The organism is Rhizobium sp. BK112 (assembly GCF_014193215.1).
Classification (GTDB): domain Bacteria; phylum Pseudomonadota; class Alphaproteobacteria; order Rhizobiales; family Rhizobiaceae; genus Rhizobium; species Rhizobium anhuiense.
Window position 1 is genome coordinate 211,142 of sequence record NZ_JACHYZ010000011.1, and the last position, 20,020, is coordinate 231,161.

General features: G+C 60.9%; 16 protein-coding genes. 11 read left to right on the forward strand and 5 right to left on the reverse strand.

Annotated elements, in window-relative coordinates; translation table 11 throughout:
- Positions 1-59 precede the first annotated feature (59 nt).
- A complete protein-coding gene (locus FHT75_RS27100; RefSeq protein ID WP_047616937.1) occupies positions 60-698 on the forward strand; it encodes a TetR/AcrR family transcriptional regulator in 639 nt (212 codons plus the stop codon).
- A 62-nt stretch (positions 699-760) separates the two neighbouring features.
- On the opposite strand, the gene FHT75_RS27105 is transcribed toward FHT75_RS27100, so the two are convergent.
- Positions 761-1,597, reverse strand: coding sequence for an alpha/beta hydrolase (locus FHT75_RS27105; RefSeq protein ID WP_063474042.1), 837 nt, complete (start codon positions 1,595-1,597; stop codon positions 761-763).
- A gap of 124 nt (positions 1,598-1,721) precedes the next feature.
- Here FHT75_RS27105 and FHT75_RS27110 point away from each other — a divergent pair, with 124 nt between their 5' ends.
- Positions 1,722-2,684, forward strand: a complete 963-nt coding sequence (locus FHT75_RS27110) for a LysR family transcriptional regulator (protein ID WP_063474172.1) — start codon at positions 1,722-1,724, stop codon at positions 2,682-2,684.
- Here the strand turns inward: FHT75_RS27110 and FHT75_RS27115 are convergent.
- Both FHT75_RS27115 and FHT75_RS27120 read right to left on the reverse strand, forming a co-directional pair.
- Positions 2,654-4,648 carry a methyl-accepting chemotaxis protein gene (locus FHT75_RS27115; protein ID WP_063474041.1) on the reverse strand — a complete coding sequence of 665 codons (1,995 nt, stop codon included), beginning with the start codon at positions 4,646-4,648 and terminating at the stop codon, positions 2,654-2,656. The genes FHT75_RS27110 and FHT75_RS27115 overlap by 31 nt on opposite strands.
- A 338-nt stretch (positions 4,649-4,986) precedes the next feature.
- Positions 4,987-8,013, reverse strand: a complete 3,027-nt coding sequence (locus FHT75_RS27120) for an alpha-mannosidase (RefSeq protein WP_063474040.1) — start codon at positions 8,011-8,013, stop codon at positions 4,987-4,989.
- 219 nt (positions 8,014-8,232) lie between these two features.
- On the opposite strand from FHT75_RS27120, the gene FHT75_RS27125 reads away from it, so the two are divergent.
- Complete coding sequence (locus FHT75_RS27125; RefSeq protein WP_063474039.1) at positions 8,233-9,372, forward strand: ROK family transcriptional regulator; 1,140 nt, start codon at positions 8,233-8,235, stop codon at positions 9,370-9,372.
- A gap of 8 nt (positions 9,373-9,380) precedes the next feature.
- Here the strand turns inward: FHT75_RS27125 and FHT75_RS27130 are convergent, their stop codons facing one another.
- Positions 9,381-10,427, reverse strand: a complete 1,047-nt coding sequence (locus FHT75_RS27130; RefSeq protein WP_047616685.1) for a Gfo/Idh/MocA family protein — start codon at positions 10,425-10,427, stop codon at positions 9,381-9,383.
- Positions 10,428-10,821: 394 nt separating this feature from the next.
- On the opposite strand from FHT75_RS27130, the gene FHT75_RS27135 reads away from it, so the two are divergent.
- From FHT75_RS27135 to FHT75_RS27160, 6 genes are all read left to right on the forward strand, one after another.
- Complete coding sequence (locus FHT75_RS27135; RefSeq protein WP_047616940.1) at positions 10,822-12,120, forward strand: extracellular solute-binding protein; 1,299 nt, start codon at positions 10,822-10,824, stop codon at positions 12,118-12,120.
- Positions 12,121-12,204: 84 nt separating this feature from the next.
- Positions 12,205-13,134, forward strand: a complete 930-nt coding sequence (locus tag FHT75_RS27140; protein ID WP_047616681.1) for a carbohydrate ABC transporter permease — start codon at positions 12,205-12,207, stop codon at positions 13,132-13,134.
- Complete coding sequence (locus tag FHT75_RS27145) at positions 13,131-13,973, forward strand: carbohydrate ABC transporter permease (RefSeq protein WP_063474038.1); 843 nt, start codon at positions 13,131-13,133, stop codon at positions 13,971-13,973. Before FHT75_RS27140 ends, FHT75_RS27145 begins: the two co-directional genes overlap by 4 nt.
- Positions 13,974-14,014: 41 nt before the next feature.
- On the forward strand, positions 14,015-15,253 hold the full coding sequence (locus FHT75_RS27150) for an ROK family transcriptional regulator (RefSeq protein WP_047616977.1): 1,239 nt from the start codon (positions 14,015-14,017) through the stop codon (positions 15,251-15,253).
- Positions 15,254-15,301: 48 nt separating this feature from the next.
- Entirely contained in the window at positions 15,302-16,156 is an 855-nt protein-coding gene (locus FHT75_RS27155) for a sugar phosphate isomerase/epimerase family protein (protein ID WP_047616677.1), read from the forward strand.
- 22 nt (positions 16,157-16,178) lie between these two features.
- Positions 16,179-17,240: an ABC transporter ATP-binding protein gene (locus tag FHT75_RS27160; protein ID WP_063474037.1), complete on the forward strand. Its 1,062-nt coding sequence runs from the start codon at positions 16,179-16,181 to the stop codon at positions 17,238-17,240.
- Positions 17,241-17,520: 280 nt separating this feature from the next.
- Here FHT75_RS27160 and FHT75_RS27165 read toward each other — a convergent pair whose 3' ends face one another.
- Entirely contained in the window at positions 17,521-17,994 is a 474-nt protein-coding gene (locus FHT75_RS27165; protein ID WP_063474036.1) for a ProQ/FINO family protein, read from the reverse strand.
- Positions 17,995-18,271: 277 nt separating this feature from the next.
- On the opposite strand from FHT75_RS27165, the gene panC reads away from it, so the two are divergent.
- Positions 18,272-19,201: a pantoate--beta-alanine ligase gene (panC, locus tag FHT75_RS27170; RefSeq protein WP_063474035.1), complete on the forward strand. Its 930-nt coding sequence runs from the start codon at positions 18,272-18,274 to the stop codon at positions 19,199-19,201.
- Entirely contained in the window at positions 19,198-20,019 is an 822-nt protein-coding gene (panB, locus tag FHT75_RS27175; protein WP_047616670.1) for a 3-methyl-2-oxobutanoate hydroxymethyltransferase, read from the forward strand. Before panC ends, panB begins: the two co-directional genes overlap by 4 nt.
- The last annotated feature ends 1 nt before the right edge of the window (position 20,020 follow it).

Consider the following 20,020-nt stretch of genomic DNA (forward strand, 5'->3'; position numbering starts at 1 on the left):
TTAAGATGTCAACCGCCTAAGCCTGATGTATGGATTGAGAGTGCCGAAGAGGAGAGACGATGGCAGAGTTTGCCGAATTGAAGTCTGGACAGGAGGAAAAGCGACGACGCAGATCCCGCAAGGGCGAGGCGCGCCGCGCGGAGATCCTGACGGCCGCGATGCGGCGCTTCGCCGAAGACGGCTACCAGAATGCCGCCATCGGCGATGTGGCCCGCGACGTCGGCCTGTCGCTGCCCGGCCTGCTGCACCACTTCCCGACCAAAGTCGATCTGCTGCTCGCCATTCTGGACAAGCGCGATCTCGAAAGCGAAAGCTTCATCGGCATCCATCGTGCCGACCTGCGTGGCCTTCTCAAAGGTATGGTCGAGGTCTTCCGCCGTAACGCCGAAATGGTCGAGGTCATCAGGGCCTTCGCTATCCTGAATGCCGAGAGCCTGATGAAGGACCACCCGGCCAAGGCATGGTTTCTCAATCGCGCCACCCAGTTGCAGAACGATATCGCCGCGACCGTCGACCGGGCTGTTGCCGATGGCTCGATAGACGGCAGGATCGATGGCAAGGCGATGGCGGCCGAGCTGATTGCGGTGATGGATGGCCTGCAAATGCTCTGGCTGCGCGATCCCGCGCGTTTCGATATGGTCGGCGGGTTGGAAGCCTATGTCAGCCGCCTGCTGGCGAGCCTTGGTCTGGAGGATTGAGCTTTGGCTTGCGGCTCTGTGCTCGGGAGCCGGTCGAGGATGACGCCCGATCGGCAGATCTATCATCCATCAAAGCGCGCCAACCAGTCGATAATTCGGCTTACCGCTTCGGAATACCTCTGTCCGACAAGCAGACCCGTATGTGTCGTACCCCGGAGCCCCAGGTACTCGCCGCCGATGTGGCGAGCCGTCGCCCGGCCTCGATGATCATCGGATTCATCGTTGACGGCGCAAATGACGAGGCTGGGACAGGTGATCCTCTCGCCTTCGACGGAAATCCCCTCCGCGCCGAAATGAAAGGAAAATGCGTCGAATGCCTTTGCAGATTCCATGGACAGGTACTTCCGCTGGAATGCGATATCCTCGAATGTTTCATCGATACTGATTTGCTCGTCGCGTGCGGGCGCGGGGACCACGAGGCCGGGCATTCTTAACGCGAGATCGCGATAGGGAACTTCGGCATGCACTTCCCTGCAAATGCTGGAATCGATCAGCGCCAGTCCGGCAATCCCCACGCTTTCCGCCAGCTTTTGGCTCAGGATTCCTCCCATGCTGAATCCGATCACGATGGGAGGAGTTCCACATTCTTCGACGATTTCGGAGATCACCAGCCGGATGTCTTCCAGGTAATCTTCAAACAGGATTTTTGTGAAATCCGCCGACCTGCTTTTGTAGTGGCCTCGCAGGTTGATGCAATAGCAGTTCCATCCCGCCGATATGAAATGCGGAATGTACTTGCTCCACATCCAGCTCCCGGTAAAGGCGCCGTGGACGAAGAGCAAAGGCGGCCGAACGGACTGCCTTGAATCACCGCGCCCATGAAATATTTCCAGAAATAAGTCATTCTCTCCGATGTATTTTTCCGTGTGCTCGGGTCGTTCTTTTGCATAGTCCCGCATATCGCTCACTCCTTTGATATTGGCTGGCCGCGCATTCAGACAGAGGATATTTCCTATGCAATATTGATCAATTACCGCTCCTGGACTTACATAAAGGACAAAATGTCTTCAATTGGGTGTTGATGTGGAGAGTCTCGCAGGCGTTGTCGCCTTCGTTTACGCCGCCGAACAACAGAGCTATGTCGCAGCCGCCAGGGTTGCCGGAGTTTCGCCGTCGGCGATCGGAAAAGCCGTGGCGCGCCTCGAAAGCCGGCTGGGCGTGCGGCTCTTCAACCGGACGACGCGCAGTATCAGCCTGACCGAGGAAGGAGCCGTTCTCTACGAGCGCTACAAACGCATCCTCGACGACATGGATGACGCAGAGGCTACAGTCTCACGAAGCCGGGAACGCCCAAGGGGACGCCTGCGTGTCAGCGTGCCGCATATCGTCGGACATCACCTTCTTATGCCGATCCTGCCGATCTTTGCCGAGCGATTTCCCGAGATCGAGCTGGACATCGATTTCGAAGACAGGGTCATAGACCTGGTCGCAGAGGGCCTGGATGTCGTCGTGCGCAGCGGTGAGCTTGCCGATGCACGATTGATTGCCCGCCATCTCGGCGATCAACATTTCGTCGTTTGCGGAAGTCCCGATTATCTCAAGCGCCATGGGCGACCGGAGACCCCGGATGATCTCTCCCGACATGCCTGCATTCACTTCAAGTACCCGTCCAGCGGTCGTGTCGCGCCGTGGGCATTCCGCCCGCCATGCGAGCGGCTGCTTTTGCCGAGAAGCCTGACATTCAACAACACGGATGCAGGTCTGCGAGCAGCACGGGACGGTTTGGGCCTTGCGCATCTGCCCGTCTACGTCGCAGAGCCCGATATGCGAACCGGAAATTTGGTCCCCGTCCTCACCTCCTTCATGGTGCCGTACGGTTCGCTCTCGCTCGTCTGGCCATCCAATCGTCAGCTTTCACCAAAAGTCCGCGCTTTCGTGGATTTTGTGGTTGCGAACTTTGCCGCCCGCCCTGACGCTTTTCGACCGGCGGCAATCACGGCAGCCGCCACGGCAACTTATCTGCCAAATGCGCCTGCCAGCCTCTGACCGAGCGCGCGCGCAGGAGAGATCGCCGATCTGCTTTCCGACGTGACGGCGCGTGGGGCTACTTGAGCGGCATCCAGTTTGAAGCGGGCGATCAATCGGGCGAGATTCGCCGCCTCGTCCGCCAGCCGGTTCGTGGCTGCGGTCGATTCCTCCACCATCGCCGCATTCTGCTGCGTCACCTGATCCATCTGATTGACGGCAGTACTGACCTCGGAGAGGCCGGTCGACTGCTCCCTTGCCGCCGTGGCGATCGAGCGCACATGCTCGTCGATCTTGACCACCTGGCCCTGGATATCGCCAAGCGCCTCACCCGTCGCCGTCACCAGCTTCACCCCGGAATGGACTTCGCTGCTGGAGCGGTTGATCAGCACCTTGATGTCCTTGGCCGCATTGGCCGAGCGTTGCGCCAATTCGCGCACCTCTTGTGCGACGACGGCAAAGCCCTTGCCGGCCTCACCGGCGCGTGCCGCCTCGACCCCCGCATTGAGCGCCAGAAGATTGGTCTGGAAGGCGATCTCGTCGATAACGTTGATAATCTGGACGATTTCGCCGGAGGCCTGCTCGATCCGCCCCATGGCCGAAACGGCCTGGCTCACGACGGCGCTCGACTGCCCGGCGTTTTTCTTCGCCTCATCCACCATGTGGCTGGCTTCCAGTGCCCGCTCGGTCGAGTTCTTCACTGCGACGGTGATCTCCTCCAGGGCAGAGGAGGTTTCCTCCAGCGACGCCGCCTGCTGCTCGGTGCGTTTCGACAGATCTCCAGAGGCAATCCGCATTTCGCCGGCGCCGCCGTTGATGATGTCGACAGCGGCGCGCACCTCGCCGAGAACGGAGCGCAGGCTGACCATCGTCGCGTTGACGTTTTCCTTGAGCTCGCCAAAGGCGCCCTGGAATTCGCCCCTCATGTTCTCGGTCAGGTCGCCGTCGGCGAGCGCAGCAACCACGCGACAGGTCTCGGCGATTCCGCGGTTGACTGCCGCAACGAGGTCATTCACGCCCGATGCGAATTGGTTCAGGTCCTGATAGCCATATTCCACGACGGCGCGACGCGTGAAGTCTCCGGCAACCGCTGCGGTGATGACCGCGTCGATGTTCATCTGCATTTCAATGACCTTCGCCCGCTTATCCGCACCGGCAGCGTCCAACTCACGCACCTTGATGCCGTTTTGCTTGAAGATCTCGACGGCGCGGGCCATCTGGCCGATTTCGTCGCGCCGATTGGCGAAGGGGATTTCGGCAGCGAGATTGCCCTCTGCAAGCTTGCTCATGCTTGCGGTAATCCGGCCGATCGGCTTTGCAATCACGCGAGCGCCAAAGACCGCAGCGCCGATCAGCGTGGCGATGGTCGGCAGGCCGATGCCAAGATTGAGGCTTAGAACGAGAAGAGCGCCGGCATCCGCCTCTTCCTCAGCCTTTGTCGCCATCGCCTTCGCGGCGTCCACCCCTTCATCGATCAGCTGGGCTGTCTCGTCTGAAATTGCCAACAATTTTACCTGAACGTCCTTCTCCTTTGCGTTAAGCGAAGGATCGCCGGCCTTGAGGGCAAGCTTTGCCTTGACGATTTCGGCCATGTCGTCGGTGGCGGCATAAAGCCTGTCGCCCAACGCCTTGAGCTTCACGATCCGGTCCCTGTTGACCTGCAATCGCAACCCCTCCATGGCATCGTCCAGATATTTTATAACGGAGTGATGGCGTGCGGCGATGTAGTCGGCTGCCTTGGCAATCTCATCCGTGGAAGTGGCGAGACGCAGATCACGCACGCCGACCTGCAGGCCGCGCAACGACGCCTTGGCATCGACCAGATCGCGCGAGACGATCAACTGCTCGTCCCGGTATTTCGCGCGCTGAGCGACATGCTGGCCTCCCTGCCAGACGGTAAGGAGCATAACCGCAACCAGCAAAATGCCGATGGCGGAAAGCATGGCCAGTTTGGTGCTGATGCGCGAAAAAATACTTGCGGGCATGTGTCAGTTCCTGCTTAGCGCAAACAGGAGTCCTCATATCCCCTGCCGGCTACGGAATGGGTGATCGACTTCATTCGATCGCCACCTATGCGACCGACGTTCCGAGATCACCTTCGCTTTCGAGGGGAGCCTTTTTGTCGTGGCCACAGCCGACTAACAGCCGATAAGAAACTAATAAAAAGTTCCATTTTCGCCGCGCTTGGGACTTGTCTGCGCGATCGGGATAATGAATGCTGAAAGCGGACATCGCTGGCGACCAGCCCGGTTGTACGGGCTGCGCCCGGTAACTGCTCCGCCGCAAACGAAGCGGCGGAGCGTGATCTCCCAGACAAGCGGCGTCAGGCTTTTTGCAGCCTCCAGGTCCTGACTTCGAACGGCATGATGTCGGCAGGTCCAATCCGCTCCATCGGCTCTTCGAGAATGTTCAGCGGCTGCGATGCCGCCCATCCGGAAGGCAGGCCGAGGGAGAGCCGGCCGCGCCGGCCGGCCGGTTCGTAGAGGCGCAGGATGAGGCCATCGCCTTCTTCCGCCGGCTTCAGGCCCGAGAAAGCGACGGGTGTGCCGTTGACGGTAAGCGGCGCGAAAGTGCCGGCGGAGAGGCCGCTGGCTTCGGCCGCGACGAGCGGCTGATTGAGATCGATCGCCTCGTCGAGAACACCGCCTTCATGCCAGGCACCCTCATGCGGCATCAGCGCATAGGTAAAGCTCTGCTCACCTTCATCGGCCAGCGGATCCGGATAGATCGGCCCGCGCACCAGGCTCATGCCGATCACATTGCCGCGGGCGCTATGGCCATATTTGGCATTGTTGAGCAGCGCGACGCCGAAGCCCGGCTCGCTGATATCGACGAAGCGATGGGCGACAGCCTCGAACATCGCCTGTTCCCAGGAGGTGTTCGTATGGGTTGCCCGCTCGACGACGCCGAAAGCGCATTCGAACGTCGCCTTCCGGGCCTGGACGGCGACCGGGTTCAGCGTACGCAGAAGGGTGCGGCGGTCGTGCCAGTCGATCGTCATTTCGATATCGAGCCGCCGGGCATTGGCCGTCAGCACATAGGTCTGCGTGACGCTTGAATTCCGGTAGCGGTAAATGACGCGGATCGCTGCGCGGTGCGGGCCTTCTTCGACGAGGGCGATGCTCTCCGGCGCATCGAGGCGAATGGCCTTTTCGGCATAATCGGCATCGATGTCCCAGGCGTCCCAATTGCGCGGCTTGTCGGCCGGATAGACCCAGAGCTGATTTGCCGAGCCGTCGATCGCTTCCCGGCCCGTTGCCTTGTGGATGAGACTGACAACCGCGCCGTCCCCGCCGATGGCGACGGAGATGTGGTCGTTTTCGAGACGGTCGGAGCCTGCCCTCAGCCCGCCCGCCGGCTTGAGCGCGCGCTTGTCGAAGACCGCGACGGACAAGGGGGCGACGAGATCGGCGGCCGCGACGACCGTGCCATCGGAGAGCGTTGTGCTGAGCGGCCTGGCCGCAAGAGACGGATTGACGACGACGAGGGCGTCTCCAACCCCGCCCTTCGGCAGATTGGCCGACAGCGCCTGCAATGACTTTGCCTGCTCGGCCTTGGCATGGTCGATGACCCCACCCAGTTCCTGCTCGGCATCCTGATAGACCTCACGGATGCTCGAGCCCGGCAGAATGTCGTGAAATTCGTTCTTCAACACCACGCGCCAATCGGCTTCGAGGCTTTGGGGCCTGCCTGCTCCGAGCATATGCGCCAGCGAAGCGATGGTTTCCGCGGTGATCAGCGCACGTTCGGCCTGGCGATGCCTGCGCTTGACGCCGCTTTGCGACGTCAGCGTGGCGCGGTGCAGTTCGAGATAGATTTCACCGTCCCACACGGGAAGGGTCTTTTCCCCGGCAGTGCGGTGCGCCTGCTCGTAATAGCTTTTGACGGTGCCCCAGCGTGCCTGCGGGATCGCTGGGAAATCGCGCAGCTGCACTTCGCGCTCGACCATTTCCGGCGTGACGCCGCCGCCGCCGTCGCCGTAGCCGACGGCCAGAAGCGACGTATGGTGCTGCGTCTTGCCGCGGAAATTCTTCCATGTCGGCACGAAGCAATCGGGCTGCACGAAGCCGTTGTAACCCTGCATCGGATTGTCGAACGTATGGGTCAGCACCCGGCTGCCGTCGAGCCCCTTCCACCAGAAGAGATCGGAGGGAATATGGTTGGTCTCGCTCCAATTGACCTTGATCGTGAAGAAGCTGTCGATGCCGCCCTGTCTCAGGATCTGCGGCAGCGCGCCGGAGAAGCCGAAGCAATCCGGCAACCAGCAAACCGTATGGCGCGTGCCGAAGGTCTTCTCGAAATAACGCTGGCCGTAGAGAACCTGACGGGCGAGACTTTCACCGGTCGGCATGTTCGTATCGGGTTCCACCCACATGCCGCCGACGGTTTCCCACTTACCTTCGGCGACCTTCTGCTTGATGCGCTCGAGAAGGTCCGGGTCTTCCTCCTCCATCTGCGCGTAATAATGGGCGGTCGATTGATTGAAACGAAAATCATCGGAGCGCTCCATCAGCGACAGCGCCGTATTGAAGGTGCGTCGCATTTTCCGCCGCGTCTCGCGATAGGGCCAGAGCCAGGCGAGATCGATATGCGCATGCCCCGTGAGCAGCAGTTCTCCATTCGGCGGAAAGCGCTTCTGCAGCTCCTTCAGCCGGGCCGTCAGAGCCTCGAAGGCCGTAGCTGCCGAAGCGCTTTGCTCGTCCGTGAGGCCCGCCGGATTAGCTTCAAGCTCCGGCAGTTCCCAGATTTTCTGCTGCATGACCGCGCCTGACGTGCGGGAGATGTAAGCCGCCGTGTCCGACGGCCAGTCGAGGCTGCGCAGCGCATGCTCGGCGGCATCCATCAGATGCGGCACGACTTCATGCTCGCCGAGCACCTCGATCGCCTCGGCAACCTGCTTCAACAGGAGATGCAGACGGTGAGCGGGACCGTCGAGCCAAATAAACCGGGCCTTGTTGAGCCGCGGTGCGCGATTGGGCTCGCCGAACGGAAAACGGGCGACGGTTTCCGTTGCGATTGAAAAGCGGCGGCCCTTCAGCGGGAATTCCTGATGATAGGGATCGAGACCGAATGTTTCCGTCTCGCCGTCGGGATAGCTCAGCGTAATCAGGCTCTCGCCACCGAGATCGAGCTGCAGGCGAATATCGTCGAGAGGCCACGCTTCGGGTGCCTCGACGGTTGCAGCAAAATGCACCACCCCCTGGCGGTGCGGCCAATCCTGGTGATGTGCGATCGGCTCGCCCTCGAAGGTCCAGCCGTCGATCGCAGCACTGTGTCGATCCCGCCAATGAGCGAGCTCGGCAATGCGGACTTTCAGACGATCGAGACGCTGGGCAATGGTCAGAGGCATGGCTTATCCTGTTGAAAATCGACGGCGACAATCCGTGGTCATAGTTTTGGGAGATGAAGATGGTGCGACCGGCATCGCGATTTGCCCGGTCTCCTCCTCCAAGCAATTCCGAGAGCTTTAGATTAAGTAACTTTGATTTCCCGTCAAGCCCGTAAGAAATTCATTGCGGTGGACGCAGGCGTGATACACAAGCTTCATGTAGCTCTAAGGACGGCGACCATGCGGTATCTTCGATCAGGGCCGCGTCGGCTTCAAACCCAGGACACGGGCGCCCCGCGTGCCAAAACAGTCGGTCTGCGATCCGGTGAAATCGCCGATCGAAACATTCGCGTCATCCTGGAAGCCATCCGCCGCCATGGTCCGCTGACGCGGATGGAGCTTGGCCGCCATTGCGGCCTGACCGGCCCGGGCATTACCAATATTCTCCGCCGATTGGCCGAGGAGAAGCTGGTCACCTCCAACCGCCGCCACGGCTCGGGTGGCGGAGCGACTGCGACCGAATTTGCCCTGCGCCCGGAAGGCGCTTTCTCGATCGGCGTCAAGCTTCGCCACAGGCGCGGCGAGATCGTCCTCATCGATCTTAGCGGCCAGGTGCATGACCGGGTCTATTTCGGCCTGGATCCAGCAGACAAGGTCAAGCTGGTGCACGCGGCCGTCAGGGACATGGTCGATCGCCACGCGATGTTGCCGATCATCGGCCTAGGCATCGCCGCCAACGACTGGACGGACGAACAAAGCGATCAAATCGCCGCCATGTCGACGATTGCGCGTCCCTATGTCGAGAACGAATGCACGGCGAGCCTTCTCGCCGAACGCACGATCGGCAGCTCCGCCAGGGAAGGCGGACTGGCGATGATCATCATCGATGACGACATCCAGGCCGGTTTTCTCATCCGCGGCATTCCTTATTCCGGCGTGCATGGCAGGGCGGGCAGCATCGGCGAAATGTTGACCGGCCCGGACAATGTTCAGCTGAACACCGTCGTCGGTTTCGAGTCACTGCGATCGCGGATCGGCGACCAGGACTTCACCCGCCTGCTGAAGGGCGAGGAAATCTCCTCGCCATCGCTGTCGCAATGGATACGGGAGGCCGCCGGCCATCTGCTCGATCCGATCATCGCCATGGCCGGCTTCCTTGCCCCGAGCGTCGTCATGATCGGCAGCGATCTGCCGCAGGGCGTGATCGAAGCGCTGATCCATCAGCTTTCGATCGAGCGCCGCGACACCTCCACGAGACCGTTGCTGACACCCTGGATTTCGCCGATGAAACCGGCGAGCTTCAGCGGCGGCGGCGTTGCGCTGGGGGCTGCCCTCCTGCCCTTCCTCAACACTTTACTGCTGCCGCCGGCTTCCGCTTGAGAGCCGGCTCAGCCGAGCGCTTCATCGGTGTGGCTAAGATCGGAGGCCAGCGCCTTATCCAGGACTTTCTGGATATTGGCGGCGCGGCGGAAGGACGGTTCCTGCGTCCTGCCCGCCCGCACAGCTTGGACGAAACGCTGGTAATTCGTCTCGACCGGATCGAACGGCACGTCGCGCCAGGTCGCCGTGTGCACGTCTTCGCCGAGGCAGGCGCGAAGCGTCGACTTTCCGGTATCGTAAATCATCTCGATCGAGCCGGTTTCGCCATAGACCCGGAGACGCAGCTGATCCATCTGTCCGGCCGCCGTGCGCGTCGCCTGGATCGTCCCGATCGCGCCATTGGCGAAATCGACATTCATCGTGAAGCTGTCATTGGCGTCTAGATCATATTCGCCGATCTTGTGCCCCGGCGCCTTGTCGAAGGTTTTCAGCCGCGCGAAGACATGGGCAACGTCGAGGCCGGAACCGTAGGAGGCGAAATCGACGATATGGATGCCGATATCGCCGAGCGCGCCGTTCGATCCATGCTTCTTGCTCAGCCGCCACAGCCATTTGCTTTCGCTCTTCCAATCGCCCCAGTGACGGCCGACCAGCCAGCTTTGCAGATGGGACGCCTCGACGTGGCGCACGTCTCCTATTTCGCCGGCGAGCACCATCTGCCGGCCTTTCTGGAGGGCGGGCGAGTTGCGATAGGTGAAATTGACCATGCCGACCTTGCCCGATCGTTCGATCGCCTCGGTCATCTCCATGGCCTTGAGTGCATCGGTGGCGAGCGGCTTTTCGCAGAAGACATGCTTGCCAGCGGCGATCGCCTCAAGCGTCGTCGGGTGGTGGATGCTATCAGGCGTGACGTTCGCCACCGCATCGAACTCGCCCCAGGCGAGCGCCTCTTCAAGAGACGTGAAATGGTTGGCGATGCCATGTTCGGTGCAGAAGGCGGCAAGCCTTTCCGGGACGACGTCGACGCCGCCCACGACGCTGACGCCTTCGATCGCCTTGAAGTTGGCGGCATGCTGGTTGGCCATGCCGCCGGTACCGAGAATGAGTAAACGCATCTTATCCTCCCTTGGCGCGTCCTATCGGACGCGGGTGTGTCAGAGCTGATTCCGGCAGCGCGGCCGGGCAAAATCGCACTCCTGCCATCGCGGCCATCCGCGATCGCCTCGTCCTCTTCTTCAGGAAAATTTCGGTCGATGCGCCACGCGCCCGACAGCACGCTCCATCGCTTTAATGGCGCGGATCCTTTTCCAGAAATCGATCTCGATTTTCGGAAATTATGCGCTAGCTGCTGTTGATTGTCGCCAGCATCTCAACCTCCCAGGCTCTGGCCTTCCAAGCTGTGGCTTGACATCAAATCAAAGTAACTTAATCTAATTAATGCAGCACGGAATTGAGGAGAGGTCAACCGACCGCCAGGCTGTATTCGTTCAAATGGGGAGGAGACCCATCATGAAGAGCGCCACCGTCAGCGCATTTGCGCTGAGCACAATGTTATTTTCAGCATCCACGTCATTTGCCCAGGAACTTGCCACCAAGGACAGGATCGGCCTTGCCGATGCGCCAAAATCCCTCGTCGTCCGCCTGACGAACGATAGTCCGAACAATTCGGATCCGGCCATCGCCGAGGGCTATCAGAAGCTCTTCGTCGATTTCATCAAGAAGCATCCCGACTGGAAATTGCAGATGCAGTTCATGTCGTCGGATATCGGCACGGAACAGGCCAAGATGCTGGAGCAGGCCAAGGCCGGCAACGCGCCCGACTGCGCCGCGGTCGACTCCTTCGTGCTCTCGCAGTTCATGGTCAATCACGTGCTGGCGGACTTCACGCCGTATTTTTCGAAGGAGGAAGTGGACGACCTCTTCCCCTTCATCCGCAGCGGCATCACCGATAAGGACCAGACGGTCCGCGCATGGTGGTGGGATACCGATCTTCGTGTGCTCTACCGCAACAAGTCGATTGTATCAGATGCGCCGCAGACCTGGGACGACCTGAAAAAGGCTGCGCTCGCCTCCACCAAGGAAGGCATGGAAGGCGTTCTGTTCAACGGCGGACGCTGGGAAGGTACGACCTTTGACTGGCTGGCGAACTATTGGGCGCTGGGCGGCAAGCTCGTCGACGATAGCGGCAAGCCTGTGTTCGGCGAAGGCGAGAACAAGGAGAAATTCCTGAAGGCGCTGAATTATTTCAAGGATCTCGTCGATTCCGGCGCCGCGCCCAAACGCGTCACCACGATCGCGAATTATGACGACATGAATGCTGCGGCGGCAGCGGGAACGACGGCACTCTTCATCGGCGGCAACTGGCAATATGCGCAGCTGAAGACGACGCTTGAAGAAGACGAGTTCAAGAATTGGACCTTCTCACCGATCCCCGGCCCCGCGGCCGATCAACTCTCGACCGGCACGGGCGGCTGGACGATCGCCTCCTTCAGCAAGGACAAGGACAAGATCGAGATGTGCGCAAACCTTGCACGCGAGGTCTATATGGGGCCGGCAAATGCGCTACAGCAGCAGCTGCCGACCAGAAAGTCGCTCTTCGACAAGTATGAGGTCTTCTCCACCGAAGCCAACAAGACCTTCGCCAAGGCTCTGGTCGACGGCCAGGCGCGCCCCGGCGTACCGATCTATCCCGAGATCTCCAACCAGATCCAGATCATGATGGGCGACGTGCTCTCGGGGACCAAGACACCGGAAGACGCTTTGAATGCCGCCTTCAACGCCGCATTGGAGGCCTACAAGCGGCTGTAGTGCCGGGCGTCCGTGACGCTTCCAATCGCGACGGCGCCTGCCCTCAGGCGCCGTCGACATTGCCAACCCGGACAGAGAGGCCCAATGAGCCCCATTGCCATCGAGGCTGACAGCCCGCCTCAAAGCAGAACGTTCATGCGTCGTTTCGCCGGCGCGCCCCTGCCCTGGATCATGCCCGTGATCGTCGTCATCGGCATCTTCTACCTCTATCCCGTCATCGACGTTTTCCGACTCTCCTTCACCAATGCGACGCTGATCGGCGACAATCAGGAATATACGCTCGGGTCGATCACCAATGCGCTGAGCTCACCGCAGCTGCCCGACATTCTCTGGGCAACCCTGATCTTCGTCGGCGGCAGCGTGATCGGCCAGCAGATCCTGGGCCTGGCGGTCGCCGTCACGGTCATTCGCGGCGAAAAGCGCGGCCTGTTCGGCACCACCATCCTGAGGACGACAGCGCTCGTCGCCTGGGTCGTGCCGGGTATTGCCGGCGGCATCATCTGGCAGATGCTCTTTTCCGAAGCGCCTTACGGCGCGCTGAACAGCATATTGCGGCTGATGCATCTGCCTGTTGTCGCCTGGCTTTCCGATCCGGCCATGGCGCCATGGTCGACGCTGATATCGAACATCTGGCGCGGCACGGCCTTTTCGATGGTCGTCATGTATGCGGCACTGAAGGCGATCGATCCCTCGCTCTACGAAGCGGCGGAGGTGGACGGCGCAACCGCATCGCAGCAGTTCTTCTTCGTCACGCTTCCGCAGCTGCGCGCCGCAATCCTCGTCAACATGATCCTCATCACCATCCAGACCGTGAATACTTTCGATGCGATCATCACGCTGACAGGCGGCGGACCGGGGCGCGCGACCGAGGTGATCTCGCTCTACGTCTTCAATATCGTCTTCAGAAACTACGACCTCTCCGGCGGCAGCGTGCTTTCCGTACTTATGTTGATCATCAGCCTCGGACTTGCCTTCGTCTACGCGTCATTCCTGCCGAAGGAGGAAGAGCAATGAGCGGACGGACAGGAACGCGGCTCGGCGATTTCTTCAGCTATCTGTTCATGCTGGCGATGTTCGTATTCTTCGCCGGGCCCCTCACCTATCTCTTGTCGATGGCGATGCGTGACAAGCGCGAGATCTATCGCGGCGTGGCGCGGTATATTCCGAACAATCCCACCATCGACAATTTCATCACCGTCCTGAACAACAGCTATTTTCCGCTCTATCTCTGGAACGGCCTCAAGCTTGCAGCCTTGAGCGGCTTCGGCGTGCTGATCGTGGCATTGCCCGCAGCCTACGCCTTTTCCCGGTTTCAATTCCGCGGCAAAGGCCTGTCGATGATGGCGCTGCTTCTCTTCCAGATGATCTCGCCGCTTGTCATCATGGTGCCACTCTACCGCTACATGAACCGGCTCGGCCTGCTGGATACGCATTTTGCCGTCGTCATGGTCTATATCGCGCTCGGCGTTCCGCTGGCGACATGGCTCTTGAAGAGCACGGTCGACGGCATCCCGCGCAGCCTCGACGAAGCCGCCATGATCGACGGCTGCAACAGGTTTTCGGTGTTCTGGCGCATCATCCTGCCGTTGTCGGCGCCGGGCATCGCCTCGGTCTTCATCATCACGGTGATTGCCGGCTGGTCGCAATTCCTGGTGCCTTTCCTGCTGCTCACGAAAAATGACCTGATGCCGATCGGCGTCGGAATCTTTAACTTCCGCGGCATGCAAACCGACTCGTCCATTCAACTGCTTGCCGCCGCCTGCCTGATCTCGGTCGTTCCGGCGATCGTGGCCTTTCTGTCGCTGCAGCGGCTGATCCTCGGCGCGATGACCAGCGGCGCCGTCAAGGGATGAGGGTCGGTTCGGTCTCCATGCGCGATGAAGGATTTGACCCGATGAACCAGACACTCGGCGCCAGGCTGTCCCCGGATCTGACCGGCGCCAATGTCGAAGATGCCGGCGAGCATAACAGGGCGGTCGTCCTGCGCTGCATCCATCGCCAGGCGCCGATTTCGCGCGCCGAAATCGCCAGGCGGACGGGTTTTACCAAACCGGCGATCGCCCGGATCGTCGATCGCCTGCTGGACGAAGGCCTGATCATGGAAGCCCGCCGGCGACACGGCCTGCGCGGCCAGCCGGCAATCGAACTCGAGATCAATCCGGATGCCTGTTTTGCCATCGGCATCAACATCGATCGCGACCATCTGACGATCTTGGCCGTTGATGCCGTCGGCAATGTCCGTGCCCGCGTGCATCACGAAAAGCGCTTCATCCTGCCGGCGGAATTCCTGCAGCTCACCGCCGATGCGATTTCGCATTTCCAGCGCAGCCGCCTGATCGACGACGCGCGCCTGGCCGGTATCGGTCTCGCCATGCCGGATTGGCTCGGCGAGATTTCGCTCCTCGGCAAGCCCGACACCTATCAGGAATGGACTTCATTCGATGTGCGCGCTGCTTTGGAGAACCTGACGCAGCATCCTGTCTTCATCGAAAACGAAGCCAATGCCGCGGCCCTTGCCGAACTCGATTACGGATTGGGTGCTGAAAGCAGCAGCTTCTTCTACATCGCCATCAATGCCTGCCCGGGCGGAGGCCTGGTGCTTGACGGCAACGGTCATCGCGGCGCCATGGGCCTCAGCGGCGAGATCGGCTGGCTCCCAATTGCCGATGACCGGGACGAGAAGGCACACAAGGTCCAGCTTCTCGGCGAGATATTCTCGCTGTTTTTCCTCTATGATTTTCTTGCCCGGCACGGCGTCGAGGTCAGCGTTCCCCACGATCTGCTGACGCTGGATGCACAGGGCAGGCGCCTGGTTTCACAGTGGCTGAAGGAAATGAGCGCGCATCTGGCCGTCGCCGTCAAGCATATCGGCATGATCGTCGATCCCGATGCCGTCCTTGTCGGCGGCCGGCTGCCGATCCGTATCGTCGACGAGCTGCTTCGGTATGTGCACGAGCATCTCGACGCCGAGGACACCAACCTCCCCTCGCTTCACCGTGCCTCGCTCGGAGAGGATGCTTCGGCCATGGGGGCGGCGGTCATGCCGATGGCGGCGGCCCTGATGCTCGCATCGGCCGATGCTGCTCAACGCACACGTTCGCCACTCAAGAATATGGATCGCCTGAACAATTGAAACGGCCAGCTAGGCCCCAGGGATTTTGGTGAAGATCGGAGAACTTTGGTGAAGATCGGCTTTTACACCTCGACATTCAATGATCGTCCCCTGGAGGAAGTGGTGGAATTCGCCGCGTCGGCCGGTTTCGACGCAATCGAGATCGATGTCGGCGGCCATATCAAGACACCCGATCAGGTGACGGGCGCCGTCGCGCTTGCACGCGGCCGCGGCCTCTTCGTGTCGTCGATCACCTATTTCGGCAACCAGCTCGATGCCGACCCGACAAGACGCCAGGAACTTCGAGCAAAGACCGCCGAATTTGCCAGTGCGATTGGAGAAGCGGACGTTCCGATCTTCGTGATCTTCCCGGGCCGGGACGACACGGCCAGCGACGAAGCCAATTATGATGACTTCGCCGAATTCGCAAACCGGCTGATTGCGCAGACGCAATCGAGCGGCCTCACCTTCGCGATCGAGAACTGGCCGGGTCCGAAGGACAATTTCATCGGCACGACACCGAAAGGGTGGCTGGAGCTTTTTCGGCGGATCGACAATCCCCGCTTCGGCCTGGAATTCGATCCCTCGCACCTCATCCGCATCGGCGTCGATCCCTATCAGGCGATGGAGGCGGTGAAGGACCGCATTGCCATCCTTCATGCCAAGGACACGGCCATCGATCCGGAGATACTGCAGGCTGTCGGCTATCACGGCAAAGGCTGGTGGCAATACAAGCTGCCCGGGCTCGGCCTCATCGATTGGCCGAGGTTCCTGCGCCAGGCGCGTGGCTCCGGCTTCGATGGCACGCTGTCCATAGAACACGAGGATGCCGCCTATGGCTGGCCAGGCAAGGACTTAGCCGCGCGAAAAGAGGGCGAGCGCTTCGGGCTCGATTATTTGAGAAATGTCCTGAACGGACTTTGACGGCAATTTCTGGAGGACTGTTATGGCCCATGTTTCGGTCAACAATGCGCGCAAGGACTACGGTGCGTTCAAAGCCATCAAAGGCGTATCGGTCGACATCGGCGACGGCGAGTTCGTCGTGCTGGTCGGCCCCTCGGGCTGCGGCAAATCCACGCTTCTGCGAATGATCGCAGGTCTCGAGGGCATCACTTCAGGGCAGATTCAGATCGGCAAGCATATCGTCAACGAGCTTGCGCCCAAGGATCGGGATATCGCCATGGTGTTCCAGAATTACGCGCTCTACCCGCACATGACCGTCGCGAAGAACATGGGCTTTTCGTTGCGGCTGAAACGAATGCCAAGGACGGAGATCGAACAGCGGGTCGGCAATGCCGCCAAGATCCTCGGTCTCGAGAGCCTTCTGGAAAGATATCCGAAACAGCTGTCCGGCGGCCAGAGGCAGCGGGTGGCGATGGGGCGGGCAATCGTGCGGGATCCGGCCGTCTTCCTGTTCGACGAGCCTTTGTCGAACCTCGACGCCAAACTCAGGGTGCAGATGCGCTCGGAGATCAAGGAGCTGCATCAACGGCTGCAGACGACGACCATCTATGTCACCCACGATCAGATCGAAGCCATGACCATGGCCGACAAGATCGTCGTCATGAAGGATGGGCTGATCGAGCAGTCAGGCTCTCCGCTGGAATTGTACGATCGTCCGAACAATCTTTTCGTTGCCGGGTTCATCGGCTCCCCGGCGATGAATTTCATCGCGGGCAAGATGACGGAAGACGGGTTTCGAACTGCCGACGGCCTGCTGCTGCCGAGCGAGCGACGTCCGCCCGCAGCCGTGACCTACGGCATTCGTCCCGAGCATATCCAGTTGGACCCCGGCGGGATCGAGGTCACGACGGTGGTCGTCGAGCCTACGGGTTCTGAGACGCTGGTCATCGTCCGGCTGGGAACGCAGACGCTGACCTGCGTCTTCCGGGAACGGATCAGGGCGGCACCCGGCGAGGTGCTGAGGATTGCGCCGATCCACGATGCGGTTCACTTGTTCGCCGCAGACGAACAGCGGATCACGTCAGGCGAAGCCGCGCTGAACTGACCCGGCCGATTGCCCCTCCCCTTCGGCCGGGCTTCGGTCGGGGGCGCGTTTTCCGCGCCCCCGACCCCGAATGCGCTCAAGCTGCGTCGCGATAGGTCCGCGTGTTGGCCTGCGCCCTGCCCAATTCGGTAACCCGGCAGAACGCCGCGATGGTGGAGGAAACCACAGCCGCCGGCCGCACACAGATATTATTCGCCGCGGAATACGATACTGTTCTATCGATCTCGTAGAATCGCCTTGCGCAAGAACGCGCAATGACTGCAGCCAGATATGGGGTGCTTTAGCTGACGACGTTCCTTTTGCCGAGGAGGGCCGCGCGGATCTGTTCGCTTTTGCTCAACAGGGGAGCGGGAACCGGTGCTGCCTGCTCTGGCGCGTCGGCTTTGCCGGTGATCTGTTTGAGACTCAGGAAACGTTTTTGCGCGACCAGCCGGTCTTCGGGCGACAGTGGCTCGACGGGTTCGCCGTCAAGGCCATGGCGCATGGAATCGGGCTGGGCGCTGGCGAAATAGTAGCGCCGGCAGTGGACATAGGCCGCGGTCGCCCGCCGCAGGGTCGTGACGCCGGCATCGGGCTTCAGGAGCGGACGGAACTCGTTGAAAAGACCGACGGCAAAGGGACGGATCGCATCTCCCGACTTGGCCGGAAGGACGCCGACCGGCCGGATCAACAGCATGTTGATCGCGTTTGCCTTCTCCACGTCGAGCTCGGTTGCCGCAATCGGTCCGCGGCTGATCTTCCAGGGCTTGTCCATGCGTCCTCCATGTAACGTCCATAGCGACCGACTGTGATGGTATCTTGACGGACAGGGCGAGTAACGGAAGTCGCACATCGTCGGTTCCACTGCAAGCCGGTGAGGAGCGGTATGGGAGCCCGTGTGGTGAAATGGCGTTTCCGGGGTCGATATCGCCTGGTGTCATCGGCTGCCGTTGCATCTAATCGTTTTTATCGAGAAATATGCATTGACCTGTCACATCGATTACACTTCATATCCGCGCCCAAGATGGAGTGACCGGCCGCGGGGAGGATATATGCGGGTTTTCTCGAGTATTGACGAGCTGCGCCACACGCTCGATGCACTGAAGCGGCAGGGGCGAACCGTCGGCCTCGTTCCGACGATGGGCTATCTCCATGCCGGTCATATGGAGCTCGTCGCGCGTGCGCGCGCTGAGAACGACATCGTCGTCGTCTCGATTTTCGTCAATCCACTGCAGTTCGCCCCGGCGGAAGACCTCAGCAAATATCCGCGCGATCTGGAACGCGATGCCGCCATGCTGAAACAGGCCGGCGTCAATTTCCTCTTTTCGCCTGGCGTCGAGGACATGTATCCCCGCCCGATGCTGACTGTCGTCGACGTTCCCGATCTCGGCTGCGAACTCGAGGGGGCGGTACGCCCCGGGCATTTTGCCGGCGTCGCCACTGTCGTCTGCAAGCTTTTCAACATCGTGCAGCCGCAGACCGCCTATTTCGGAGAGAAGGATTACCAGCAAGTCGTCATCATCAAGCGCATGGTGGACGATCTGGCCGTGCCGGTGCGGGTAATATCGGTGCCGACGGTCAGGGACGCCGACGGCCTCGCCTTGTCGTCGCGCAACGTCTATCTCAGCGCAGCGGAGCGGCGTGCCGCCGTAATCGTTCCTCAGACCCTCGACGAGGCGGAGCGTCTGGTCGCCGGCGGCCTTACCGATCCGGGGAAGCTCGAGGCCAAGCTCACGGCGTTTCTCAATCGCGAGCCTCTGGCAAAGCCGGAGGTCGTCGCCGTCAGGGATGCCTCGACACTGCAGCCGGTCACGTCGATTGCGGAACCCGTCGTCATCGCACTCTTCGTTCGGGTCGGCTCGACACGGCTTCTCGACAACAGGGTTATCGGTGACAACAGGATTGCCGGGGGCAACAGGGTCGCCGGGGGCAACCGCATTATCGGCGGGCGGAGCTTGCCGGGAAAGGGAGTGGCCAGATGAGCGCCGCCGGAATTCAGAAGCGCCTTACGCCAGCCCGAATCTTGGCGATGAAGGGCGGCAAGCCGATCGTCTGCCTGACCGCCTATACGACGCCGATGGCGCGGCTGCTCGATGAGCATTGCGATCTCCTGCTGGTCGGGGATTCACTCGGCATGGTGCTCTACGGCATGGAGACCACCATCGGCGTCACGCTCGACATGATGATCGCGCACGGCAAGGCGGTGATGCGCGGCGTCGGCAAGGCCTGCGTCGTCGTCGACATGCCGTTCGGCAGTTATCAGGAATCGAAGGAGGTCGCCTTCCGCAATGCCGTCCGAATCCTGCAGGAAACCGGCTGCGATGCCGTCAAGCTGGAGGGCGGCGAGGAGATGGCTGAGACCATCGCCTTTCTGACGAAGCGAGGGGTCCCGGTCATGGGGCATATCGGTCTGATGCCGCAGCAGGTCCAGACCGCAGGTGGCTATCGTTCCGTCGGCCATTCCGAACACGAGACGTCGAAGATCCGGCGCGACGCACACGCCATCGGCGGCTCGGGCGCCTTTGCCGTCGTCATCGAGGGCACGGTGGAGCCGCTCGCCCGCGAGGTAACGGCCGCCATGCACATACCGAGCATCGGTATCGGCGCCTCTTCGGCCTGCGACGGCCAGGTTCTGGTCTCCGACGACATTCTCGGGCTCTTCAACGATTTCACCCCGCGTTTCGTCAAGCGCTACGACGAACTGGGCAAGAGGATCGCGGCGGCCGCCGCTGCTTATGCGGACGAGGTCCGGTCGCGACAGTTTCCGGCAGCCGAGCATACATTCAAGCGGCGGCCCTGAA